The sequence below is a fragment of the Bacillus sp. RC240 genome (assembly GCF_044907945.1).
In the GTDB taxonomy this organism is placed as follows: Bacteria; Bacillota; Bacilli; order Bacillales; family Bacillaceae_G; genus Bacillus_A; species Bacillus_A mycoides.
On sequence record NZ_JBIYCT010000002.1, the window covers coordinates 277,283 to 302,190 of the forward strand.

The following is a 24,908-nucleotide window of genomic DNA, read 5'->3' on the forward strand; positions in this document are numbered from 1 at the left end:
AATTCACTCTCCTTTAACGCTTTCAAACACAACACCATGCGCAATCGTTGGAATCGTTTCCTTCTGTTGCATCATCATGGGGCTTAATAGAGCTCCAGTTGCAACGACAAAAATTCTTTGTAAATTCCCTTTTTGCATTTCACGCAATAAATGGCCGTATGTTACAACAGCTGAACAAGCACAACCACTGCCCCCTGCAAACACTTCTTCTTGATTTGAATTGTAAATCATTAATCCACAATCATTGTATACATTCCCCAAATCATACCCTTCCTCAAGTAAAAGTTGTTTCGCAATTGGTGTCCCAACAGCCGATAAATCACCAGTAACAATAAGATCATAATCAGCTGCACTTCTTCTCAAATCTTCAAAATGTTGTTGAATTGTATGAGCAGCAGCTGGTGCCATCGCTGATCCCATATCTAAAGGATTAGCAATTCCTAAATCTTGCACTTTACCAATTGTTGCTGCTGTTATTTTAATTGCACTCTCCTCATTGCTAATTAATATTGACCCTGCTCCGGTAACAGTTGAGTTTGCTGTCCCTGGCTTTTGTCCTCCGTATTCTGTTGGGGAACGAAATTGTCTTTCAGCCGTCGCATTATGACTACTTACTGTAGCTAAAATACGATTCGCAAATCCACCATCTATAAAAGCTGATCCAATCGCCAACGTTTCCATTGACGTCGCACAAGCGCTGAACATCCCTAAAAAAGGAATACCATACTCACGAGCAACATAATTTGCTGTCACTGTTTGGTTTAATAAATCTCCCGCTAAAAAGAAATCAATTTGCGATTTTTTTATATTCCCTTTTTGCATCGCTTGTTGAATTGAGTCTGACATTAACCTTCGTTCAGCAAGTTCCCAGTTTTCCTCTCCGCAATGTAAGTCAGAATATGAAATATCAAAATCCTTTCCAAGAGGGCCTTCAGCTTCTTTCGGACCGACAGCAGTACCAGTTGCATTCACGAAGATATCATTTTGAAATACCCACGTTTGTTTTCCTGTCAATCTCATACCCACCCCTCCTTTAAGACATTAAAATTTGAAATGTATATCTTATTAACCCGATAATGTATGCACCGACGACTCCAAATACAATGACACTTCCTGCAAGCTTAAACATGTTAGTAGCGATTCCTAGAACAATCCCTTCACTCCTATGCTCTAGTGCGGCACTCGCCATAGAATTCGCAAATCCAGTAACTGGTACTGCTGATCCCGCTCCAGAAAACTGCCCGATTTTATCATATACACCACACCCTGTTAAAATCGCCGACAATAAAACAAGCGTTGCAACTGTCGGATTTCCTGCCTCTTGTTCACTAAAGTGAAAATAATGTATATAAAATTTCATCAATATTTCTCCGACTGTACAAATGAGTCCACCAACAAGAAATGCCTTCACACAATTTATGAAATAGTTCGGTTTTGGATGGTACTCCTTCACTTTATTTATGTAATCATCCTTCAATTTTCGCCCTGCCATATATATTGCCTCCTACTTTACGAAATAAATCCAGTGAAACAACGAGCCTATTACTTTCCCAAGTACAAGAGCAACGAGTAAAACAATAATTTTCTCCTCTACCCTTACTCGTTTCGCTAAAATAGGTAAAACGTTTAACACTTCCGTTAACGCCGCAGCGAGCATTCCAATGAATGTGCCACAAAATATCCCTAATATAACAAGCCAATATTGTGACGTTTGAAATGTAATATTTTTCAAACTACACCAAGCCCCTGTTAAAGTACCTGCAATGACCGCCCACTCAAAGTATTGAATATGCTTTCCACTTCTCGTTAATTGAGCTAAACGAGGGATTATACCCAGTACAGCTAAAAACGCGACATATCCGCTACCTACTGCAATCCCTCCAGCTAAGCCAATTAATACAACAAAGGCACACTCAATCATCAGCAATCTGTTTCATATTATCCTTGTTTTCATGAACAATTACATATTGATCAAGCGACTGCTGATATTGAAACATCTCAACTTCTAACGGGCTCGGCTCTTCATTAATTCTCTTTTGAAATACATGATTAAAAAATAAGACCATACCTAATCCAAGACCTAATGAATAAGGAATTTGAAATAAAAGTGGTTGCGCCTTAAATTCTCCAGTAATCATGTAATATAACCGTTGGTGTACTTGTTGCATACTTACATCTTCATGGAAATAAATGATCGCAAGGGCCGCTCCAATGAAAAGTAACAACCATACAAGTCCGAAGAAAACCGGATGCACTTTCTTTTTTTCATATATAATTTCAACAAGAGTTTGTCCAGAACCAAGTAAATTAATTTGTATGTGAGCCGCTTTTTGTTGAATAATCTCAATCACTTTCATAACATCAATTACAACATGTGTTTTATCATGCGCTGTTATTTTGTAGACTATTTCATTTTGTAACAACTCAACTACAAAAGAATCTCCGGCAAGTTGAGCAACATCGCTCAGCTTTACTTCATACGTAGGAGACACTTTTAAGCGATTGCGCATTTTAATATAAATCGTTTGTTCCAATTTTCATTCACCCCTTCACTCTTCCTCGTAGTTGTAGTATGGTTATTGGAATTTTTTCTAATACAATTTTTTCATAAAAAAAACATCTGTACCATTTCGGTACAGATGTTTTTAGCTTATGCCTTTTTCTTAAATAAATTTGCAATACTTAATGCAAGTCCTCCCCAAATGACTACCATACCTATAACCATCATCATAATCGCTGATCCACTCATCATGAAACACCTCGGTCCTTCCATTCTTTTTCAAGCTGGACAGAGTCTGAATGTATTTGTGCATTCCATTTCTTCAGACTAATGACTAGTGCAACTATAAGAAACGCTGCCGCTATCGACCAGCCATACGTTACAACAAACTCTGTTGGATAACCTCCGTAGTTCTTTTTAATGTTTTGGATTGTACCATCAATTAACATATACCCTAACATGAGCGGGGTAATAACGAGTAAACTCACTCTCCAAAACGTTCCTAACTTTATATCAGATACAAAGTTTGCATGATTTTGATAAACTGGTAAACGGCGCAATATTAGTCCTATTGTAACTACTTCAACGAGTGCAATTGTAATCAATCCAAAATTGTTAGCGAAGTAATCAACAACATCTAGGAACATAAGTCCACCACGTGTTGCAAAAACAAGAGAAACTAATACTAATAGCGTTCCCATAATTCCAATCGTCTTTTGACGACTCAAGCTGAATTTTTCAGATACAGCGGCAAAGCATACTTCTGCAAGTGAAATGAGTGATGTAATTCCAGCAACAGTTAGAGATAAGAAGAATAATACACCAAATAACGGCGACATCGGTAACTCATTAATAATTTGCGGGAATACTACAAATGCAAGTCCTACACCAGCACTAGCTACTTTATCAACCGGTACCCCCATGTTATTCGCCATAAATCCAAGAGCTGCAAAGACACCAATACCTGCCAATAATTCAAATCCTGAATTTGCAAATCCTGTAATAAAAGCATTATTTGTTGTATCTGAGTTTTTCGGTAAATAACTAGAATACGTAATCATAATTCCGAATGCTAAAGATAAACTAAAGAAAATTTGACCGTAAGCAGCAAGCCATACTTTCCCATCAAAAATACGACTCCAATCTGGTTTAAAGAATGCATCTAGCCCCTGCATCGCACCTTCCATCGTCACTGCACGAACAACGATAATAAGGAACATAACAACTAGTAACGGAATAAAAATGCGGTTAACAACTTCGATTCCTTTTTTAACTCCTTTAAACGCAACACCAAGCACAATAATCCAAACGAGAGCTAACGGAATTAATACTTCTGGTACGAGCCCCCCGAATTGTCCTGGCTTATCTGCAACATGTAAATATTCTTTAAATAAAAATGATTGCGTGTCTTTCCCCCATGCTCCAGTAATTGCAAAGTACGTATACGAAATAGACCAAGCAATGATTACAGCGTAATATGTTGAAACAATAAATGTCACACACATTTGCCACCATCCAATAAATTCAGCACGTCGATGAATACGGAAGAATGTAAGTGGCGCCGAACCACGATGACGATGCCCAAGAGCAAACTCGAAAGCTAACAATGAAATACCAGTCGTTAATAATGCAAATAAGTACGGTAAAAAGAATGCGCCTCCCCCGTTTTCATACGCTGTATAAGGAAAACGCCATATATTCCCTAGTCCAACAGCGGAACCGATTGCTGCAAAAATAAATCCAGCCCTCGTTCCCCATTGTTGCCTCGTTTCCATGTTTCCTTCCCCCTTTGTGACAAGTTCATACTTGGATTATAGTTTAAATTAACTAAATTATCAATAAATTCTGTAAATTTAAGCGATAGTTGGAATCTTCTCCTTTTCGTGACAATAAAAAAAATCGAATAGATAGCTATTCATCTATTCGATCTTTCATCTGTTTTAATATTTTCTTTTCAAGTCTTGAAACTTGTACTTGCGAAATGCCTATGCGCTCCGCTACTTCTGATTGGGTTTGGTCTTTATAATAGCGCAAATACACAATTAGCCTTTCTCGTTCATCCAATTCTCTAATTGCTTCTTTTAAAGCAATTTTATCAAACCATTTCGTTTCCGATTGATCTGCAATTTGATCTAAAATAGTAATTGGATCTCCATCGTTTTCATACACGGTTTCATGTATCGACGAAGGAGCACGACTCGCTTCTTGCGCCAGAACAACTTCTTCCGGCGTTAGTTCAAGAGCCTGTGCTACCTCATTAATCGTTGGAGCCCTTCCAAATTCTTTCGAAAGCTCGTCTCTCATCTTTCGGACTTTGTTTCCTGTTTCTTTTAAAGATCTACTTACTTTCACTGATCCATCGTCACGTAAAAATCGTTGTATTTCACCGATAATCATTGGAACTGCATATGTTGAAAATTTCACGTCGAAAGATAAATCAAATTTATCTACCGATTTTAAGAGCCCAATACATCCAATTTGAAATAAATCGTCTGGTTCGTATCCTCGATTAAGAAATCGCTGTACAACCGACCATACGAGACGCATATTACTTTGAACGATTGTATCTCTCGCTTGTTGATCTCCATCTTGACTTTTTTGAATTAACGCTTTTAGCTCGTGGTCCTTTAACTGAGGTTTCTTCTTCTCATTTCTGACCTCTATGTCCATTGGCTATTCTCCTTAATTGCATAGAGCGTTACTATTTGATAAGTATTTTGTCAAATGGATTGTTGTCCCGAAAGATTCGTTTGAAATAACTTCTACTTCATCCATAAAATTTTCCATGATAGTAAATCCCATTCCGGAACGCTCTAATTCAGGTTTAGTTGTAAAAAGGGGTTGTCTTGCTTCATCTAAGTTAAAGATACCAATCCCTTCATCTCGAATCGTGAGTTTCACCATCGCTTCTTCCAAAATCACTGAAATATAAACAACACCTTCTGCATTTCCTTCATACCCATGAATAATTGCATTTGTAACCGCTTCTGACACAACTGTTTTAATCTCTGTTAGTTCTTCCATCGTCGGGTCTAATTGCGCAATAAAAGCAGCTACCGTAACACGAGCGAATGATTCATTCTGACTTAACGCTGAAAATTGAAGGTTCATTTCATTTCTCATCTACGCCACCCCCAACGTCGCGAGCGCATGCGCTTCACTTTCTTCTAAACGAACAATTTTGAATAGACCTGACATTTCAAATAAACGTTTAACGGGCGGTGAAATTGCACAGACAACCATCTCTCCACCTAATCCCTTTACATGTTTATATCGGCCTAATATAACGCCTAAACCAGAACTATCCATAAACGTTAAGTTCTCTAGGCTCAAAACAATATGATGAACACCATGTGTCTCAATCATATCTGTGACTTTCGTTCGCAACTCTTCAGCAGTATGATGATCTAACTCGCCCTCTAGCCTCACACATAAGACGTCACGTTTTACTTCTAAATGCATGGAAAGACTCACACGATTTCCTCCTTATGCTCAAACTTTACTCATTAACATAAGATTTTCGTGATATAAAATCAGAATCCTTCCTACTGACAAAAGAAGAACTATTTCGTCATAAAGTGAAACCTTTCAGCAATTATTTCAGTAAATACGAACAGAAAAACATCAAAATTTCCGCCGCTATTTTGATGTTGAAAACATCCCAAAACTTCTTTTAAATAACTCCCACCAGCTCGCTGCCTCAACATCTTCTTTCGCTACAATTGTTTGTTTTAATAAAACATCTTTATCTCTTTTAATAACAAGTGTGCCAAGTGCATCACCTTTTTTAATCGGTGCCTTCACTTTCTTTTCAGCAATCACTTCTTGTTTAACTTTGTCCATATTTTCGCCCTTCTTCATAAGAAGAGACACATTGTCTGACGCAACTAAATCTACTTTTTCTTCCTTACCTTTTCCTACTTGTACAGTCTTAATTTTCTCACCACGTGTATATAATTTCTTTGTCATGTATTGTCCAAATGCATAATCAAGAAGCTTCGTTACTTGATTGTTCCGCTCTTTTGATGTAGGTGCTCCCATTACAACTGAAATAACACGCATACCATTTTTCTCAGCCGATGCCGTTAAACAATATTTCGCTTCTGTCGTAAAGCCTGTTTTCACTCCATCTACTCCAGGATAAAAACGTACTAGCTTATTCGTATTAACAAGCCAAAACTTCTTATCCGTATTTTCACGTAAATAGTCTTCATATTTACCTGTGTATTTTCGAATAAGTGGATACTTCATCAACTCTTTCGCCATAATAGCCATATCATTCGCTGTAGAATAATGATCTTTCGCCGGGAGACCTGTCGGATTTTGAAAATGTGTATTTTTCAATCCTAGATCTTTCGCTTTTTTGTTCATCATATTTACGAAACCTTCTTCTGAACCAGCGATATGCTCAGCTACTGCAACAGATGCATCATTTCCAGATGCAATTGCAATGCCCTTTAACATTTCATTTACAGTCATCTCTTCCCCAGGTTCTAGAAAAATTTGTGATCCGCCCATTGAAGCTGCGTGTTCACTCGCTCTAACTTTATCGTTTAGTTTTAGTTTTCCTTTTTCAACTTGTTCCATAATTAATAGCATTGTCATAATCTTTGTCATACTAGCAGGTGGTAACTTTTCATTCGGATTTTTATCAAACAAAACTTTACCTGTATCTTGTTCAATTACGATCGCTGACGACGCTTGTTCCGCTAACTTCGGCGTGGTTTCTTCTGTTTTTTCCTGCTTCGTTTTCTCAGATTGTGCGAAACTAACTGAAGTACCAGAAAGCAATAACATGAAACAAACAAGTATTCCAAAAACTCGCTTCATGACTAACCCTCCATTCTATATCAAACTTATTTTTTCCAATTTATACATTTTTAATACCATATTTTTCTATTATTTTCAGTTGACAAATAAATCCATTGCCTATATTGTATTAAGTGTATTATACGTAGTAGTACACTTAATACTCATCAGGAAGGAGACATTGCTCTTGCATATTCAACTTGATCCAAGAAGCAACACTCCGATATGGGAACAAATTGTTCAAAATATAAAAGAGCTCGTACTAAAAAATATGTTAGCTCCAAGTGATAAGCTTCCTTCTGTACGCGAGCTTGCTTCTTTGCTCGTTATAAATCCAAATACAGTAAGTAAAGCCTATCAAGAATTAGAGCGACAAGGGATTATTGAAACATTACGAGGAAAAGGAACATTTGTAGCCCAATCGATTACCCCAACATTAGACGAAAGGAAAATCGCTATGGTTGAAAAGCAATTTCATCAATTATTACTAGAAGCCTCTTATCTTGGGATTACGAAAGATAAAATTCACGATTGGATAGATTCATACTATAAAGAGATTGGAGGAAATACAGATGTTGAAAGTGACAAACTTGAAGAAAACAATTGATAACCAAACGATTTTAGACGATGTTTCTTTCACATTACAAAAGGGTAGTATCGTCGGATTACTCGGAAGAAACGGTGCGGGGAAAACAACTTTATTACGAACGATGGTCGGCATTTTAGACCCCGATGAAGGAACTGTTACATATGAGGATACAGATGTTCATAAGCATCCTGAAATTAAACAAAAAGTTGTATACGTTCCAGATTCTACCAACACACTGAACGGATATACTGTAAAAGAAATCGTAAAGTTTTATAAAGCAGTTTATACAGCATTTGATGAACAATATTTTTATGAAATATTAGAACGTTTTAATTTACCAAACAAACGCATTCGTAGTTACTCAAAAGGAATGAAAGCACTGCTTGCGATCATTTTAGCTTTCGCTGCAAAAGCAGAATATGTCATTTTAGATGAACCGACAAACGGACTTGATCCTATCGTTAAAAGACAGATTCTACAATTTCTCGTTGAAGAAGTAGCAGAAAAAGAAATTACAATTTTCATCTCCACTCACCATTTAGATGAAGTTGAAAAAATTGCCGATACAATCATTATTTTAAAAGGACATACAGTAGATTCTATTACATCACTAGATGATGCAAAATCACAATTTGCTAAAGTCCAAGTTGCTTACGAACGATCACTACCTCAAAAACTAGAAAACTTAAGCAATATAAAAATATTAAACCAAACAGGAAAAGTATATACGATTTTAATCGAAGGAAATGTTGCTACAACGCTTGAAAAGTTTTATAAAGAGCAACCAATACTCATTGAAGAATTAACAATGTCACTTGAAGATGTCTTCGTTACGACACTTGAGGAGGATGGGTATGTTTCATAAGGCGTTGTGGATGTGGAATTGGAAGCGCGGGAAATATGCTGTACTAATAATGTTTTTAGTATCTATGTATGTTTTCCCTTATAAATACTATAAGGCATCCCAAACCCAGATGGATTTTTTCTATAAATATAACCCAACAGGAGAGTTTTATTACGACTATTACTTCTCAGATTACAATTCCATCATTATTCTCTCTATCATTGCACTAGCTTGCTTAATGATTGGATGGGAACGTAGCAATTTGAAGTTGAGTGATTCTTTAATGGTAATGCCTTTTAAACGTAGCACCATCTTTTTTTCAAAATGGTTATTTGGCATTATTCACATTGTTACATGTCTTTTACTATGCTGGGCTCTAATGTACCTTGTATATAGAACGACAATTCACTTTGAATTTCAATCATTCAACTTTTTCCATAGATATTTTTCCTATGCAATAATTACTTATATCGCTCTCTATACTACAGCTTTGTGTATCGGAACTTTTACAGGAAGTATCATTTCTCAAGGTACCTTCTGTGTTCTATATTTAATTAAAGGGTTTGGAATTTTTTCTTTGCTCTTCTCTTTTTATAATGCACATTTAAATATGGATACAGAACATTCTTCAAATAAATATGAAGCAATCTATCATTTAAACCAGCAAACCGAAATTCTTGCTCCCATAAAAAATTTTCATATTCGATATAATTATGATATGAGGAACCAACTAACTAAAAAGGAAGGACCTGTATTCTATGACTATAGTTCTCCTAAAATATTACTAGTACCCATTCTATATACAATATGTTTCTTATTACTGGGGGTTATTTTATATAAGCATTCACCTAATGAAAATAATAAGAAAGTATTTTCATTTCAAAAGAAACAAAAACTATGGATTGTCGGGACAACTTTCTATTTTGCTTTAATCGGTGGGAGCATGTTACACTATTTTGATTTGATATTTAGCTATTATTTTGGGCTAATTTTATTTGGAACCCTCAGCTATTTTGCACTATCACGCCTTACAAATTATAAAGTTTTATAAAGGAGAGATCCTATGTTTCAAAAAGCATTATGGTTACAAAGCTATAAACAGGGAAAATATTTCATTTGGCTTTTTTGGATTACTAGCTTCTATACACTATCTTATAAATATTATTTAGATGCTGCAAAATCCTTTCATTTTTCACAAACTATCACGAAAAAAGTTAATTATCATTATCAATATTTCCTTAGTCCTGAAGACCATTTATTTATACAGGGAATTGTAATTATTGCATTAGCATGTGTTCAAATTGGTTGGGAGCGCCATAACCAAACCATGGATGCTTTATGGTCAATGCCTTTTAAACGAAGATATATATATCTTACAAAATGGTTATTAGGGGTATTCAATATTATTGCTGTCTATGCAATAAATTGGGGACTTTTCGCAATTTTAAAAAAGACGACCTTTCATAATAAATACCAGTTATTCTCACCATTTCATTCTTATTTTCTTTATACAGTCATTGTATTAATTGCTATTTATACTTTGACATTATTCATGGGAACAATAACTGCTAATATACTTTCTCAAAGTATATTCACTGGTATTATGCTTATTTTACCATACGGATTGGCCTTACTTTTGGCTGGTTTTATTTCAGTTCACTTGTACGAAACTCATGAGAAAACTTATAAAATTGAAAATCAATACGTATCAATTTCATCACATATAAGTATACTTTCACCTATTGAGGACTTAGAGATTAGATTTGATTACGATCCACAATCAGCTTATACAGATAAAAACGGAAAACGCATAAACGAACCTAATTTTTCGAAAATACCTTCTGCTTGGAAATTATTAACTCCAATTGTGTATATACTTATCTTATTACCTTTAGGTACCTATTTATATACACAATCGCCTAATGAACAAAACGGTAAGTTGCTTTTATTCTCAAAGCTCTACAAGCCTTTTATAGCATGTACTGCATCTTGTTTCGCCCTATTTGGAGGTCGCATAATAGGAGGTATACAATCCATTATTGGGTATTATATTGGGTTCGTTGTAATTGGTCTAATTTGCTATATCGTGTTATCACGCTTATTAAAGAAAAAGATTTCTTGGGGATTAAAATAACAAAATGTAATTTTTTAATAAATAACCTCCTTCAAAAGGAGGTTATTTCACATTCTCTCTCCTATCTCCATACCCCCTCTCTTCTTTCATCCCAAACCCATCACCATTTTGTACAATTTGCTCTGTCGGTGCGACTACACTTTCAGCAATTTTCCATTCCCCGCGCTCTTTCACAAATACTTGCAGAAAATAGTTCATACCATTTAATTGATACGCATTTTCTTTTTTTACATTATAGTGCACCGCAATGTAGTGCACTTGAATATTTTCTTTCCCTGCTTTTGATACGTATTGCGGTAATCTTGGAATGTACATTGATGCTTTCTTAAATGGTAATTGCTTCGCTTTAACGAGCGATGAACTTGTTACATTACGCAAAGTGTCCTGATTACGAACATTATCGCTATGATGAAATAATACTGCGTTTTGCATAGAACGAACCCATAATTTCGAATACAGGACAGTATTATCGTTTTCAATGTACTTCACTTCTTTTTGCACCACTTGGATAGGGGTATCAGCGTACATGAATGTATGAAAGCAGAAAAAACTTCCAAGTAAAATGGTAAGTGCAGCAATATATTTCATAATCTTTCCTCCGATCTGTTTAATTAAAGTATCGGAGTTTCAAAATATTTTTATTCAAAAGAAAAAGGATAGGAAAGCTCTCGCTTCCTATCCTCATTTATTATAATACGCGGCCAAATAGTTCTAAAACCATTTCTATCTCTTGGTCGCTCCAACCTTTAAATTTCTCTTTATAATATTCTTTACGCACAGCTTCAAGCTTTTCAGTTACTTCTCGTCCGTTTTCAGTAATTTCTAAGTATACGATACGACGGTCCGAATTTGAACGTTTTCTTTCAACAAACCCTTTTCGCACGAGACGATCTGTTACAGCTGTAATATGACTGGAGGTTACGTTTACTTCACTCGCAATTTGCGAAGCCATCTGTGGACTTTTTAAAAATAACGCACGTAATACAGAGAATTCATTATATGGCATATGCTCTGAAAAACGTGTATTAATATCATTTTGTAATAAACGTATCATCTTTCGAAATGATGCAGATAAATCTAAAATCAGTGTTTCTCTATTTTCGTTCACTAGCCTCGTCCCTTTTTTATCATATTTACACATATTATAATCTATAAATACCTATATTGTATATGCTTTCTTCCCTCAACATTCTCATTTATGTAACTTTTTTCATAAGATTTTCTTTTTTGTTCACACATATACATATAAAAAAGGATGGTGAGCATAAATGCAAAGTGGAATGAATCCGTATTTACATAACATCCGTACGACAAATACTGGTAAAGAAGCTACTATTACTGTACAAGGAGAAGGCATTATAAAGGCAAAACCAAATGTTGTCATATTAACACTGGGCATTCGAACAGATAGTAAAAATGTAAAACAGGCGCAAGAAGAAAATGCAGTGCAATCGAAACAATTGCTTGATGCACTCAAACAGCTAGGTATTGCCGATAAAGATATAGAAACCATTTCTTATACAATTACTCCTCAATACGAATATGTAAATGATAAAGCATTACTACAAGGCTACCGTGTGGAGCATTTGTATGAAATTACCGTTTTAAATGTGCAAAAAGCAGGGGAAGTATATGATATAGCCGTTACAAATGGGGCAAACGTAGCAAAAGGATTACGTTTTCGAATATCTCATCCAAATAAATATTATGAGCAAGCTCTCATTCAAGCTCTGCAACAAGCAGTAGACAAAGCTCGTACAATTGCGAGTACCTACAATTTAAATATTAATCCTGTTCCCCTCTCACTCGTTGAAGAATCTGCCCAATTACCACGGGAGATCGCATCATATGCTACTTTGCATGCGCAAGCAGCTCCGCCCATTCAATCAGGAGAACTAGAAATCATTTCATCTATCCGGGCAATTTTTACGTATTTATAAATAAACTCATTTATAAGTAACCGTTATCATTTTCGTTGTTGTAAAAACATGATGTTCTGATATAATAAAGGACGGTGAGCTCTTACATAAGAGATATCACGGGTGGGAGAGGGATATGAAAAAGAAGGTTTAACATGAAAGGAATACTTGAAAGAACATTTAAATTAGACTTACACCAAACATCACCAAAACAAGAAGTTTTAGCTGGAGTCACGTCATTTTTCACAATTGTTTATATTATGATTGTAAATGCGTCAATCTTATCAGATGCCGGCATTCCTCTTGAGGCAGGAATTTTGGCAACTGTTCTTAGTTCATTTGTCGGATGTCTACTCATGGCATTTTGGGCAAATGCACCTGCTATTCTTGTCCCTGGTATGGGTGTAAATGCATTCTTCACGTACACTGCTGTGCATACGCTCGGTTTAACTTGGCAAGAAGCATTGGCAGCTGTTTTTATCGCCGGTATTATTTTTACAATTGCTGCTTTTACACCGATTGCTCGCGTGCTTTCGGTATCGATTCCAAAGTCATTAAAGGAAGCGATCACTGTCGGTATCGGGTTGTTTTTAGCTTTCATCGGCTTGCAAAAAGGTGGTTTAGTCGTTTCGCATCCTAATACTGCTGTTGCAATGGGAAAATTAAGTAGTCCTGTCGTTCTTGCCACACTACTTACTCTTATTGTCGCACTTGTACTATTTGCGCGTAACGTACGTGGAAGCTTTTTATGGACGATTGCAATTGGAACTGGTATTGCATGGCTGTTTGGTCTTGTTGATACGAGTCAAATGGGAAATAGTTCGTTTTCATTCGCTAATTATGGCGATGTGTTTGGAGCTATGTCATTTGGGAAACTTTCTTCCTTGCCATTTTGGATTGCAACATTCTCCTTAAGCATGGTGCTTATTTTTGAGAACATGGGACTTTTACATGGTTTATTAGAAGATGATCGTAAATTCCCACGTGCTTACCAAGCAAATGCAATTTCAGCAATGACATGTGGTCTATTTGGCACAAGCCCTACCGTTTCAACAGTAGAGAGTGCCGCAGGTATTACTGCAGGCGGAAAGACAGGTCTGACGTCTATCGTTACAGGGTTGTTATTCTTCGCATCACTGTTTGCGCTTCCGTTTGTCAAAATAATTCCTGACAGCGCCATTGCACCAATCTTAATTATTATTGGCGGTCTGATGATTACAAGCATTCAACAAATTCCTCTGAACGACTTTTCAGAAGGATTTCCAGCGTTTTTAATTATCGTTATGATCCCGCTCACATATAGTATCGCTGATGGCATTGCGTTCGGATTTATTGCTTATCCTATCTTGAAAGTTGCACTTGGAAAGCGTAAAGAAGTCGCACCGTCCATGTATATTATTACATGCTTATTCTTAGCCATGTTCGTATTACACGCTATTGGCTAAGAAAAAAACACCGAGGAAATCCTCGGTGTTTTTTTACTTAAACCAACCTTTTTTATAAAACCAAGCCATCATTCCGCCGCCAATTAATGCCATTAAAATTAAGCAAATAAAATAACTATACTTCCCGCCAAGCTCTGGCATATGTGCAAAGTTCATGCCGTATACCCCTGCAATAAATGTTAACGGCATGAAAATAGTTGAGAAAACAGTTAATGTTTTCATAATATTGTTCATATGGTGGGAATTCAACGAAAAGTAACTATCTCGAATATCTGCTGTTAATTCACGGCTCGCTTCAATCATCTCTGTCAGTTTAAGCAAATGATCATGTATATCTTTAAAATAAATTTCATGATCGCTTATACCGTAAAAACGTGTTGAATTTAATATACGATACAATAAATCACGCATCGGAATAATCGTACGCCTTAGCTTAGATAAATCTGCACGAATATCAAATACTTCTTCTAGCACACTTCCTGCTGTCTCACCCGTTAAATTATCATCAATTGCATTTAAATGGTCTTCAATGTAATAAACAGGTGCGAAATAATCATCTACAATTTGGTCAATAATTGTATGTGCTACATGCAAAGGGCTCTTCTTAATACGTTTCTTTTCACCGAGCGTTTTCCATACTCTTTCAATCGCATTGTTATGAGAGAAATGGAAAGAGACTATATATCGATCACTAATAAATAAATCGATTTCATGCGGTTCTAATCCGTCTTCTCCGAATGCATGAAGAACTAAAAAGTTATATCCATCATAAAAATCTACCTTTGGTCTCTGCACATACTCTACACAATCTTCAATTGCAAGGGGATGGAACTTGAAGTGATCTTGTAAAATATATGTATATTCCTCTTTCGTTGGCTTATATAAATCAAGCCAATACCATATGATGTTCTCTTTTTTCGTTTCTTCTAGCGAAACATCATATAAAACTTCATTTTTTTTCGTTATTGCACAAATTCTAATCATAATTTCACCCATTACTATTATAAACAAAAAATAGTAAAAAAAGCCAAGGAGAAATCTCCTCAGCTTTTTTTATCCCGCTATTTGCGGGCAGTAAGACCCCTACCTCAAAATTCAGCGAAAGCAAAGAAGTTAGGTCTGGGTCGGGCTGCCCGTAAATGCCCGATTGGTGAAGGCTAATAATCAGTGGGGATAAAGCCCCCCACTGATTAAAGTTTCACTTTATTACTTCGTTACAATACCGTGTACTAAAGTTGGTGCATCTACGTGATCTTTAGCGATTTTCATGTTCTCATAAATTTTCGCTTTTACGTCTTCAACATTTTCGCGGTTTGCGTAAATTGTAACAAGAGAGTCACCTTTTTTCACGCTATCGCCTACTTTTTTGCGAAGCATTAGACCAACTGCTAAATCAATTTCAGACTCTTTCGTTGCACGCCCTGCTCCTAAAAGCATTGCTGCTGTTCCGATTTCATCTGCAACGATTTCCGATACGTAACCGTCTTCTTTCGCTTCCACTTCAATTTTAAATTGTGCTTGTGGCAATTTAGAAGGATCATCAACAACAGATGCATCGCCGCCTTGCGCGGATAAGAACGTTTTAAATGATTCTAGCGCTTTACCATTGTTCATTACTTCAATTAACTTTTCACGTGCATCTTCTAAAGATGAAGCTTGTCCAGCAAGGTACACCATCTGACTTCCAAGTGTTAAACATAACTCTTCTAAATCTTTCGGTCCCTTACCTTGTAATGTATCAATTGCTTCTTGTACTTCTAATGCATTACCAATTGCTTCACCAAGCGGCTGACTCATATCAGAAATAACCGCCATCGTATTACGACCAACGTTATTACCGATGCGTACCATTGCTTCTGCTAAACGCTTTGCATCTTCATCCGTTTTCATAAACGCGCCTGCTCCAGTTTTTACATCAAGAACAATTGCATCTGCACCAGCAGCAATTTTCTTACTCATAATTGAGCTAGCGATAAGAGGAATTGAATTTACTGTTGCAGTTACATCACGAAGCGCATATAACTTTTTATCAGCAGGTGTTAAGTTTCCACTTTGACCAATAACAGCGATTTTATTTTCATTTACAAGACGCATGAATTCATCATTTTCAATTTCCACATGGAATCCTGGTACTGCTTCTAATTTATCAATTGTACCACCCGTATGTCCTAGACCTCGTCCAGACATTTTCGCAACTGGTACACCTAAAGCAGCTACTAATGGACCTAATACAAGTGTCGTTGTATCACCAACTCCACCCGTTGAATGCTTATCTACTTTTACCCCTTCAATGGCTGATAAGTCAATTGTATCACCGCTATTTACCATTGCCATCGTTAAATCTGCACGTTCTTGATCATTCATATCTTGGAAGAAAATTGCCATTGCAAGTGAACTCATTTGATAATCTGGAATACTACCATTTGTGTATCCTTCAACGATAAAGTTAATTTCTTCTGTCGTTAATGCATGTCCATCACGTTTTTTTGCAATTAGGTCCACCATTCTCATTGTGAAGTCACCCCTTCATTTGTTTTACAATTGCTTTTACTAATGCTAAGAAATTAGCTTTAACACGTTCTGTCGTTTCAATTACTTCATCGTGGTGAAGTGGTTGATCTAAAATACCAGCTGCCATATTTGAAATACAAGAAATACCTAGTACTTTCATACCTGCATGACGAGCTACAATTACTTCTGGTACTGTTGACATACCAACTGCATCTCCGCCAAGTGTACGAAGCATACGAATTTCAGCAGGTGTTTCATATACAGGACCTGTCATTCCAACATATACACCTTCTTGTACTTTAATATTTAAATCTACTGCAACTTGTTTCGCCATTTCGCGAAGTTCTGGCGTATATGATGTAGACATATCAGGGAAACGTACACCCATTTCAGAATCATTTGGTCCGATTAATGGGTTCGTACCCATGAAGTTAATATGGTCTGAAATTAACATAAGATCGCCTGGTTCAAATGATGTATTTACACCACCAGCTGCGTTCGTTACAACAACTGTTTCTACACCTAGTTCTTTCATAACACGAACTGGGAATGTTACTTTTTGCATATCGTATCCTTCGTAGAAATGGAAACGTCCTTGCATTGCTACTACTGTTACACCTTGAAGTGTACCGAATACAAGTTGACCTGCATGTCCTTCTACAGTTGAAACCGGGAATTCAGGGATTTCACTGTATGGTACTGTTACTGCGTTCTCGATTTCATCTGCTAATACACCTAGTCCAGATCCAAGGATTAGTCCTACTTGTGGTGTCTCTTGAAATTTCTCTTTTAAGTATGAAGCTGATTTTGTAATTAGTTCACGATTCATCTGTTTATCCCCCTATTTCTTTAGCTCGTTTAAGAAGCTTGTTCCATGTTCTGGCATTTTAACATTAAAGTTTTCTGCTACAGTTGCACCAATATCAGCAAATGTTTGACGAAGTGATAACTCTTGTCCGCCTTCTTTCATGCTTGGGCTATATGCTAATAACGGTACATATTCACGTGTATGATCAGTACCAGGATGTACTGGATCATTACCATGGTCTGCTGTAATTAATAATAGATCATCTTCTTTTAGTTTTTCGAATACTTCTGGAAGACGTGCGTCATATTCTTGTAGAGCTTCTCCGTACCCTTGTGGGTCACGACGATGACCAAATAAGGCATCAAAGTCAACTAAGTTTAAGAAGCTAATACCTGTAAAGTCCATATTTAATGTATCTACAAGCTTGTCCATTCCATCCATATTTGATTTCGTACGAAGTGATTCAGTTACACCTTCTCCATCATAAATGTCAGCAATTTTACCAATAGCAATTACATCATAATCGCTATCTTTAAGTTCATTCATTACTGTGCGACCAAATGGTTTTAACGCATAGTCATGACGATTTGGTGTACGTGTGAAGTTTCCTGGCTCTCCAACGAACGGACGAGCAATAACACGCCCTACCATATACTTCTCATCTAATGTTAATTCACGTGCGATTTTACAAATTTTATATAGCTCTTCAAGTGGTACTACTTCTTCATGAGCTGCGATCTGTAATACACTATCAGCAGAAGTGTAAACAATTAAAGAACCTGTTTCCATTTGTTCTTGACCAAGCTCAACAAGTACCTCTGTTCCAGAAGCTGGTTTATTACCGATAATTTTACGACCTGTCTTTTCTTCTAATTCATCAAGTAATTCTTTCGGGAATCCTTCAGGAAACACTTGGAATGGTGTATCAATGTAAAGGCCCATGATTTCCCAGTGACCTGTCATTGTATCTTTACCTGTAGATTTCTCTTGCATTTTTGTATAATATCCAAGCGGTTTCTCTACTTTAGAGATTCCTTTCATTTCACGAATATTACCAAGGCCTAATTTCACCATGTTTGGCATGTGTAATCCATTCATATGTTCAGCGATATGACCAATTGTATCAGAACCTAAATCACCAAACTGCTCAGCATCCGGTGCTTCACCGATTCCCACAGAGTCCATTACGACTAGGAAAATACGTTTATATTTATTCATAACTGCAACCTCCTATATGTTCAGTTCTACTTCTTGTAGTATGTTCAAAACGCTATAAAGTGAAACTGTTATCAATGGGAATTATCTTTCGTCCTCATTATTAAACAGTACTGCTTTAAATCATTCTCTAACTTTTTCGTTTTACTTTCAAACGAATAAAAAACATTTCTAGGTTTTTCCAAGTCAGATGTCAGACATCTGATATTGATATCATAACATGTTTACGCTTTCTTTTTAATACATTTTCGTAGAATTTCTCATTTTCTTCACACTTCTATTGTAATCCATTATGCAAATAAGTGCTAATTATTTTATAACATATTTCCTAATATAAAAATAAAAAGCAGCTCTAAAGAGCTACTTTTTATTTTACTTCTACTGTTTCTTCTTTATGTTCATGTAGTTCACCTTTTTTAACATGAACTTTCACTTTGTAAGCACCGTTTTCTTTGAAAGTATGTTTCGTTTCATACTCTCCTTTATTTCCTTCTTTCGCTGGAATAAATTCGTGCTTTTCAACACCATCTTTCCAAATCTCAAGTTGTACTTCAGCACCAGTTAACGCTTCTTCTTTTTGCTTCAAATGAACTTTCATTGTTGATTCAGCATTTGCTTTAATATCACCAGCCATAAGATGTATCATCGTATCACTTTTATGATCCCCATGACCTTCTTCTTTTTTCGCATCTTCTACTTTTGCATTTCCTACAGCGACTTTTGTTTCTGGCATAACATGCATTTCACGTGCATTTGTATGAGGAATAACATGATATACTCCATCAGTTTCAAATGTTTTCTCTACTGCATAAACACCTTTTCCTTTATGCTTACCATCTAACATCTCGTGTTTCTCGTCGCCATCTTTCCAAATCTCAAACTTTACGTCATCAGCATCCGTTACTCTTTCTTTTCCTTGTGTAACAAGTGCTTGTACTTCTGTTTTTTCACCAGGTTTAATTTCTTTCGGATTCGTTTGAACCGCTACTTTTATAGCTTCAAGTTTCTGTTCTTTTTTCGGTTCTTCTTTGTTTGTATTACAGCCAGCCAATGCTAGCATCGCGATAAATAATGTAATAATAAGTTTTTTCATCTTCATTTCCTCCTTCATACTTTCCTTAGTATAGAGGAAATACATTGTAATATTCTAGTCTTCTGCTGAAAACAATGTACGAAATGTTTGTGAAGTTTCTGTGAAATGGTTCACTCTTCTTAATCTATGAAAAAAGAGCATAGTGACTATGCTCTCGGGTGAAACTGTTTATATACATCTTTTAATCTAGTTTTTGAAACGTGCGTATAAATTTGTGTCGTCGAAATATCTGCATGTCCAAGCATTTCCTGTACAGCACGTAAGTCTGCCCCATTTTCTAATAGGTGCGTAGCAAAAGAGTGACGCAACGTATGCGGTGTAAGCTCTTTTGCAATATTCGCTTCTTTCGCTAGCCGTTTTAAAATTTTCCAAAATCCCTGCCTCGATAATCGATTACCATGATGGTTTAAAAAGAGCGCATCTACTGCTTTTTTACCCATCAATTCTCTTCTTCCTTTTTCAATATACTTTTGAATCGCTTCTGTCGCTAAGCTTCCTAGTGGAATAATTCTTTCTTTGTTCCCTTTCCCGATACAGCGAACAAATCCCATCGTTAAGTGCACATCTTCTAAATTTAATGCAATTAATTCCGAAACACGAAGTCCTGTTGCATACAACAACTCTAACATTGCCTTATCACGAATCCCAAAAGCACTTGCCGTTTTCGGTGTTTGAAGCAATGCTTCCACTTCGTCGATTGATAATACTTTTGGTAATTTTCGTTCCCCTTGTGGCGTTTCAATATGTACCGATGGGTCATGCTCCACTGCTCGTTCACGAAGTAAAAATTGATGAAACGAACGAATCGATGCAATATGACGCGCCAATGTTTTTGAAGATTTCCCGTTTTCTTTTAAATGCTGCAAAAAGTTAACAATATGCAAGCGTGTCACTTCATGAAACGTCTTCGTTTGTTCTACATTTTGCAAATACTTCACATAGCTTTTTAAATCGCGTTCATAAGATACAACTGTATTTTTCGCTAAACCTTTTTCAACAATCATATAATGAATAAAATCTTTTAATTGATCTTCCAATCTACACTACTCCCCATTTTCATAGAAAAACATCATTCTATTTACGAAAGCATCCTTTTCCGGCTCCTCATTCCCTGATACTTTTTCTACAGTCTCTTCTTTTGGCTTTTCATAACGATGGTAACTTTCATATTCTTGATTTATCCATAGTATAGCGAAATAAAACAAAATCGTACAACTTGTAAATAATAAAAATACTTTCATCCCATCAAAAGTTAATTTTAAAGCTCGGCGCATTGTAAATTCCTCCAAAATATAAGTTATTACAACATATGCCAAGCTTTCACCAATTTATACCTTATTCAAATAAAAAACCTCTTCCTAGTTAAATAGGAAAAGGTTATTTTTCATCCGTTTCATTTTCTTGACAATTTTTACAAATCCCATGGAATGTTAAACGATGATCTTTCACCTTAAAGCTCCAGTCTCGTTCCACTTTATTCTCCACTTCACCAAGTAAATCTTCTTGTATTTCTTGTACAGCACCGCATTGTGTACAGATTAAATGATGATGGAAACGCTGTGCACCTTCTTGGCGTAAGTCATAACGCGAAACACCGTCTCCAAAGTTAATTTTATCGACAACTTTCAACTCAGACAATAACTCTAAAGTTCGATAAACGGTTGCTAATCCGATCTCTGGCGACTTTTCTTTTACAAGGAGGTATACATCTTCTGCGCTTAAATGATCTTCTTCATTTTCTAGCAGCACACGAACTGTTGCTTCACGTTGTGGTGTCAATTTATAGCTCGCTGCATGTAATTGCTTCTTAATTCGTTCAATTCTTTCTTCCATTCGGTACTACTCCCTCCTCGCCACTCTTACACCATTATATCAGAAGAAGGGCTCCTGTCAAAAGAAAAACAATAAAAACAAATTGATAATTATTCTCAAAAAGTATTTATTGTTTGTTAATAGCCTCCACAACTTCTTTCATTAAAACTGGTGATGCATACACTTCGACACTGGAAGCAATAGCTAATACCGCTCCAATCACGAGAAAAAAGCATGTATAGCGAATTAATAACGGTAATAGTGGCTCAGTTATTTTCCGAATAAATTGATGCCTAATCATTCTCAAGGAAAAGCTTGCAGCAATTGTTGTCATTACGAGAAATACAGGAATTATAATTAAATTTTGTGGCAATACAGATACAAATGCTAATAATAGTCCATTCCATCCGTGCTGACTTACTAAAAAACCTACTGTAAATCCAACAACTACCCCTTTTAAAAATAGTAAGATAAAAATGAGCGGCAACCCAATAATTGAAATCCCCAAAATCCAAATAAAGCCGATATATTTTAATTGCGAAAAGTAACTTTCTCGAAACATTTCGCCTGCGACAGCAAATTCTCCTTTAGAAACTTGTCCAAAAAAACGCTGTAAATAAAATGATAAATCTTGCTTTTGGTTTATTTGCAAACTATTCACAAGAATCGCTCCAAATATTACTCCCATCAGTAATAAAACCGCATTAAATATATATAGTGAAGAATTTTCCTGCATGTGAGACATTACACGGTCTTGCCACGTTTTTCGCCACATTTTCCTTCCCTCCGTTCACACTCTTACTAAAAATGTATGAAAGAAAGAAAAAAAGTATGACGAATTAGCATTGAAATTCCGCTCTACTTTGCTAAACTAAAAAGTAGAGAATAGGAGGGATTTCTCTTGAAACCATTATTATTAGATTTTCCAACATTATTTCAAACTGAGCGCTTGCAAGTACGTAAGCCGTTTCCAGGTGATGGAACAGAAGTATATGAAGCAATCCAAGCTTCGCTAGAAGACTTATTACCATGGATGCCAATTACTGCTGAAACAGAAGAACGTGCTGAAGAAATTGTTCGCGAAGCTCACGGACAGTTTTTACTTCGTGAAACACTTGATTTCCACTTATACGATAAAGTATCTGGTACATTCATCGGAGCTATTACGCTCAAGCCTGAAAACTGGGATATTCCAAAGTTTTCACTTCACTTTTGGCTACATAGCGCTTATACAAAGCATGGCTATATGACAGAAGCCATTAAAGGTGCGATTCAATTTGCATTTGATAAACTAGGTGCTAGAAGAATTGAAATTCGTACTGATGCAACAAATATAAACGCATGTAACTTAGCAGAACGTCTAGAATTTATTTTAGAAGGTACAATGGAAAATGATTTCCTAGCACCCGATGGCAGCTTACGCGATGCACGTGTATATGCAAAAATCAACTAAAAACACTCGCCTTAGGCGAGTGTTTATTTTTGTAATTGTAAATATTGTACTGCAAACATCGTCTTAGCATCATGTATGCGAAGGTCTTTCATAAGATCAATCGCTTCTTCTAATGACACTTCCATTAATTCCACAAATTCATCTTCATCTAAAGCTGCTTTATTTTCTTTTTGTTTTAATCCTGTCGCTTTATATACATATAAAATCTCATCTGCAAAACCAGGTGATGTATAGAAAGATGTAATAAGCTCCATATTTTCACATACATATCCTGTTTCTTCTTCTAATTCACGAACTGCTGTTACCTCTGGCTTTTCCCCAGGTTCTAACTTCCCAGCAGGAATTTCCACAATTGCCTTTTCGAGAGCTTTACGATACTGCTCAACGAGTACAATTTTCCCCTCATCAGTAATAGCAATAATAGCAACTGCCCCAGGGTGATTTACGATTTCACGTTTACTCATTTCTCCATTTGGTAATACTACATCATCAACACGAACTTTTATAACCCTACCATCAAAAATCGGTTCAGTTTTTACTGTTCTTTCTGCAAGATTACTCATACTACTTCATCTCCCTGTTCTATTTCCTAATCGTTCTTCATACATTTTACCACATTGAAAGGAGCGTGATAGAAATGAAAGTTTACATTTTACCAAATCGCGTCACTTTAGTCGGCAAAGCATGGCAAATTCGTCATAAGCTAAAACAATATGGAAAAGAGTATACAACTGTACAAGAGTGGATTACAGCAAATAAAAAGTAAACGTTTGTCAACCTCCTTCCCCTTTCGTACAATAAAGGTAAGGAGGTTGACCTATGAAAAAACGTCAATTAGGAAACTCAGATTTACATGTTACGGAAATTGGATTTGGCTGTATGTCTCTCGGTGCATCTGAGGCTGAAGCTATGCGTATTATCGATGAGGCAATCGATTTAGGAATTAATTTTTTTGATACAGCGGACTTATACGATTATGGATTAAATGAAGAATTTGTTGGAAAAGCTCTGAAAGGAAAACGCGACCAAGTTGTTCTTACAACAAAGGTTGGAAATCGATGGACAGAAGAAAAAAACGGTTGGTCTTGGGATCCTTCTAAAGCTTATATAAAGGCCGAAGTAAAAGAGAGTTTACGTAGACTTCAAACAGATTATATTGATTTATATCAACTGCATGGCGGGACGATTGAAGATCCTATAGATGAAACAGTTGAAGCCTTTGAAGAATTAAAAAAAGAAGGGATTATTCGTCATTATGGTATCTCTTCTATACGTCCAAATGTCATTCATGAGTATGCAAAACGATCAAATATCGTTAGCATATTAATGGAATACAGCCTTTTAAATCGTCGCCCTGAAGAATGGTTCCCGCTTCTTAATGAACAGCAAATTAGCGTTATTGCTCGCGGACCACTTGCGAAAGGGATTTTAACTAACAATAATGCAAGAAAGATAGAAAGAGTAAAAGAAAAAGATTACCTCTCTTATTCTTACGATGAGTTATATTCGACACTCGCGAGTGTAAAAGAAATAATCGGGGAAAGCTCTTTAACAGGAACAGCTATTCAATATTGCTTACATAACGAAACTGTTGCAGCTGTTATACCTGGTGCAAGCTCTATTCAACAATTGCAAGAAAATATACAAGCTAGCCAACAGTTATCTTTAACAAAAGAAGAATATGTACAACTTCAAAAGATTGTTAAGTATGATTCATATGCTTTGCATCGCTAAAATATTGATACCGATAAAAGCAAAAGACTGCCTCCCAACACT

Annotated in this window: 31 protein-coding genes; 9 read left to right on the top strand and 22 right to left on the bottom strand. The window is 36.1% G+C overall.

Annotated features, from left to right (window positions below; translation table 11 throughout):
• Window positions 1-3: 3 nt before the first annotated feature.
• The 10 genes from spoVAD to dacF all read right to left on the bottom strand — a co-directional run bounded on the left by spoVAD (window position 4) and on the right by dacF (window position 7,330).
• On the bottom strand, window positions 4-1,020 hold the full coding sequence (spoVAD, locus tag ABH955_RS09330) for a stage V sporulation protein AD (protein WP_002088448.1): 1,017 nt from the start codon (window positions 1,018-1,020) through the stop codon (window positions 4-6).
• 13 nt (window positions 1,021-1,033) lie between these two features.
• A complete protein-coding gene (spoVAC, locus tag ABH955_RS09335; RefSeq protein ID WP_002088449.1) occupies window positions 1,034-1,492 on the bottom strand; it encodes a stage V sporulation protein AC in 459 nt (152 codons plus the stop codon).
• A 12-nt stretch (window positions 1,493-1,504) separates the two neighbouring features.
• Window positions 1,505-1,921 carry a stage V sporulation protein SpoVAB gene (spoVAB, locus tag ABH955_RS09340; protein ID WP_016092269.1) on the bottom strand — a complete coding sequence of 139 codons (417 nt, stop codon included), beginning with the start codon at window positions 1,919-1,921 and terminating at the stop codon, window positions 1,505-1,507.
• Complete coding sequence (locus ABH955_RS09345) at window positions 1,914-2,534, bottom strand: stage V sporulation protein AA (RefSeq protein WP_002067040.1); 621 nt, start codon at window positions 2,532-2,534, stop codon at window positions 1,914-1,916. Before ABH955_RS09345 ends, spoVAB begins: the two co-directional genes overlap by 8 nt.
• Window positions 2,535-2,650: 116 nt before the next feature.
• On the bottom strand, window positions 2,651-2,749 hold the full coding sequence (locus ABH955_RS09350; RefSeq protein WP_000016829.1) for a methionine/alanine import family NSS transporter small subunit: 99 nt from the start codon (window positions 2,747-2,749) through the stop codon (window positions 2,651-2,653).
• Window positions 2,749-4,275 (bottom strand): sodium-dependent transporter, encoded by a 1,527-nt coding sequence (locus ABH955_RS09355; protein WP_002014921.1) that lies wholly within the window; start codon window positions 4,273-4,275, stop codon window positions 2,749-2,751. Before ABH955_RS09355 ends, ABH955_RS09350 begins: the two co-directional genes overlap by 1 nt.
• A 136-nt stretch (window positions 4,276-4,411) precedes the next feature.
• Window positions 4,412-5,170 (bottom strand): RNA polymerase sporulation sigma factor SigF, encoded by a 759-nt coding sequence (gene sigF / locus ABH955_RS09360; protein ID WP_002014922.1) that lies wholly within the window; start codon window positions 5,168-5,170, stop codon window positions 4,412-4,414.
• 12 nt (window positions 5,171-5,182) lie between these two features.
• On the bottom strand, window positions 5,183-5,623 hold the full coding sequence (spoIIAB, locus tag ABH955_RS09365) for an anti-sigma F factor (RefSeq protein ID WP_001243400.1): 441 nt from the start codon (window positions 5,621-5,623) through the stop codon (window positions 5,183-5,185).
• The gene (gene spoIIAA, locus ABH955_RS09370) at window positions 5,624-5,974 is read right to left on the bottom strand and encodes an anti-sigma F factor antagonist (protein ID WP_002088460.1); all 351 of its coding nucleotides are present in this window, start codon (window positions 5,972-5,974) and stop codon (window positions 5,624-5,626) included.
• A gap of 165 nt (window positions 5,975-6,139) precedes the next feature.
• Window positions 6,140-7,330 carry a serine-type D-Ala-D-Ala carboxypeptidase DacF gene (gene dacF, locus ABH955_RS09375; protein WP_002088461.1) on the bottom strand — a complete coding sequence of 397 codons (1,191 nt, stop codon included), beginning with the start codon at window positions 7,328-7,330 and terminating at the stop codon, window positions 6,140-6,142.
• 166 nt (window positions 7,331-7,496) lie between these two features.
• Here dacF and ABH955_RS09380 point away from each other — a divergent pair, with 166 nt between their 5' ends.
• The 4 genes from ABH955_RS09380 to ABH955_RS09395 are packed head-to-tail and all read left to right on the top strand — an operon-like array spanning window position 7,497 to window position 10,876.
• The gene (locus ABH955_RS09380; protein ID WP_002033900.1) at window positions 7,497-7,916 is read left to right on the top strand and encodes a GntR family transcriptional regulator; all 420 of its coding nucleotides are present in this window, start codon (window positions 7,497-7,499) and stop codon (window positions 7,914-7,916) included.
• A complete protein-coding gene (locus ABH955_RS09385; RefSeq protein ID WP_404444785.1) occupies window positions 7,882-8,763 on the top strand; it encodes an ABC transporter ATP-binding protein in 882 nt (293 codons plus the stop codon). The genes ABH955_RS09380 and ABH955_RS09385 overlap by 35 nt, the downstream gene beginning before the upstream one ends.
• Complete coding sequence (locus ABH955_RS09390; protein WP_404491049.1) at window positions 8,753-9,793, top strand: ABC transporter permease; 1,041 nt, start codon at window positions 8,753-8,755, stop codon at window positions 9,791-9,793. The genes ABH955_RS09385 and ABH955_RS09390 overlap by 11 nt, the downstream gene beginning before the upstream one ends.
• Window positions 9,794-9,805: 12 nt before the next feature.
• Window positions 9,806-10,876 (top strand): ABC transporter permease subunit, encoded by a 1,071-nt coding sequence (locus tag ABH955_RS09395; RefSeq protein ID WP_078180690.1) that lies wholly within the window; start codon window positions 9,806-9,808, stop codon window positions 10,874-10,876.
• A gap of 42 nt (window positions 10,877-10,918) precedes the next feature.
• Here ABH955_RS09395 and ABH955_RS09400 read toward each other — a convergent pair whose 3' ends face one another.
• Together ABH955_RS09400 and ABH955_RS09405 are read right to left on the bottom strand one after the other, a co-directional pair.
• Entirely contained in the window at window positions 10,919-11,464 is a 546-nt protein-coding gene (locus ABH955_RS09400) for a hypothetical protein (protein WP_404453965.1), read from the bottom strand.
• Between the two features lie 100 nt (window positions 11,465-11,564).
• Entirely contained in the window at window positions 11,565-11,984 is a 420-nt protein-coding gene (locus ABH955_RS09405) for a MarR family winged helix-turn-helix transcriptional regulator (protein WP_002088468.1), read from the bottom strand.
• 160 nt (window positions 11,985-12,144) lie between these two features.
• Here ABH955_RS09405 and ABH955_RS09410 point away from each other — a divergent pair, with 160 nt between their 5' ends.
• Window positions 12,145-12,816: an SIMPL domain-containing protein gene (locus ABH955_RS09410; RefSeq protein ID WP_002138209.1), complete on the top strand. Its 672-nt coding sequence runs from the start codon at window positions 12,145-12,147 to the stop codon at window positions 12,814-12,816.
• Between the two features lie 134 nt (window positions 12,817-12,950).
• Complete coding sequence (locus ABH955_RS09415) at window positions 12,951-14,240, top strand: NCS2 family permease (protein ID WP_404453968.1); 1,290 nt, start codon at window positions 12,951-12,953, stop codon at window positions 14,238-14,240.
• Between the two features lie 33 nt (window positions 14,241-14,273).
• Here ABH955_RS09415 and corA read toward each other — a convergent pair whose 3' ends face one another.
• The 9 genes from corA to spoIIM all read right to left on the bottom strand — a co-directional run bounded on the left by corA (window position 14,274) and on the right by spoIIM (window position 22,454).
• The gene (gene corA, locus ABH955_RS09420; protein ID WP_002067031.1) at window positions 14,274-15,236 is read right to left on the bottom strand and encodes a magnesium/cobalt transporter CorA; all 963 of its coding nucleotides are present in this window, start codon (window positions 15,234-15,236) and stop codon (window positions 14,274-14,276) included.
• A gap of 210 nt (window positions 15,237-15,446) precedes the next feature.
• Window positions 15,447-16,751, bottom strand: a complete 1,305-nt coding sequence (locus ABH955_RS09425; protein WP_002067030.1) for a pyrimidine-nucleoside phosphorylase — start codon at window positions 16,749-16,751, stop codon at window positions 15,447-15,449.
• Window positions 16,752-16,758: 7 nt separating this feature from the next.
• Window positions 16,759-17,580, bottom strand: a complete 822-nt coding sequence (locus tag ABH955_RS09430; protein ID WP_078175428.1) for a purine-nucleoside phosphorylase — start codon at window positions 17,578-17,580, stop codon at window positions 16,759-16,761.
• 12 nt (window positions 17,581-17,592) lie between these two features.
• Window positions 17,593-18,777, bottom strand: coding sequence for a phosphopentomutase (gene deoB / locus ABH955_RS09435; RefSeq protein WP_002014935.1), 1,185 nt, complete (start codon window positions 18,775-18,777; stop codon window positions 17,593-17,595).
• A gap of 364 nt (window positions 18,778-19,141) precedes the next feature.
• On the bottom strand, window positions 19,142-19,873 hold the full coding sequence (locus tag ABH955_RS09440) for a FixH family protein (RefSeq protein WP_404491050.1): 732 nt from the start codon (window positions 19,871-19,873) through the stop codon (window positions 19,142-19,144).
• Between the two features lie 140 nt (window positions 19,874-20,013).
• Window positions 20,014-20,904, bottom strand: coding sequence for a site-specific tyrosine recombinase XerD (gene xerD, locus ABH955_RS09445; RefSeq protein WP_002067028.1), 891 nt, complete (start codon window positions 20,902-20,904; stop codon window positions 20,014-20,016).
• A gap of 6 nt (window positions 20,905-20,910) precedes the next feature.
• The gene (locus ABH955_RS09450; RefSeq protein WP_002165108.1) at window positions 20,911-21,141 is read right to left on the bottom strand and encodes a YqzK family protein; all 231 of its coding nucleotides are present in this window, start codon (window positions 21,139-21,141) and stop codon (window positions 20,911-20,913) included.
• Between the two features lie 103 nt (window positions 21,142-21,244).
• The gene (fur, locus tag ABH955_RS09455; RefSeq protein ID WP_000392654.1) at window positions 21,245-21,700 is read right to left on the bottom strand and encodes a ferric iron uptake transcriptional regulator; all 456 of its coding nucleotides are present in this window, start codon (window positions 21,698-21,700) and stop codon (window positions 21,245-21,247) included.
• Between the two features lie 106 nt (window positions 21,701-21,806).
• Window positions 21,807-22,454: a stage II sporulation protein M gene (gene spoIIM, locus ABH955_RS09460; protein WP_404491051.1), complete on the bottom strand. Its 648-nt coding sequence runs from the start codon at window positions 22,452-22,454 to the stop codon at window positions 21,807-21,809.
• A 126-nt stretch (window positions 22,455-22,580) separates the two neighbouring features.
• Here spoIIM and ABH955_RS09465 point away from each other — a divergent pair, with 126 nt between their 5' ends.
• Complete coding sequence (locus ABH955_RS09465) at window positions 22,581-23,132, top strand: GNAT family N-acetyltransferase (protein ID WP_002033881.1); 552 nt, start codon at window positions 22,581-22,583, stop codon at window positions 23,130-23,132.
• 23 nt (window positions 23,133-23,155) lie between these two features.
• On the opposite strand, the gene ABH955_RS09470 is transcribed toward ABH955_RS09465, so the two are convergent.
• Window positions 23,156-23,695: an NUDIX domain-containing protein gene (locus ABH955_RS09470; RefSeq protein ID WP_002014941.1), complete on the bottom strand. Its 540-nt coding sequence runs from the start codon at window positions 23,693-23,695 to the stop codon at window positions 23,156-23,158.
• Between the two features lie 74 nt (window positions 23,696-23,769).
• On the opposite strand from ABH955_RS09470, the gene mciZ reads away from it, so the two are divergent.
• Window positions 23,770-23,898, top strand: coding sequence for a Z-ring formation inhibitor MciZ (gene mciZ, locus ABH955_RS09475; RefSeq protein ID WP_000870295.1), 129 nt, complete (start codon window positions 23,770-23,772; stop codon window positions 23,896-23,898).
• Window positions 23,899-23,951: 53 nt separating this feature from the next.
• A complete protein-coding gene (locus ABH955_RS09480; RefSeq protein WP_404491052.1) occupies window positions 23,952-24,866 on the top strand; it encodes an aldo/keto reductase in 915 nt (304 codons plus the stop codon).
• Window positions 24,867-24,908: the final 42 nt, after the last annotated feature.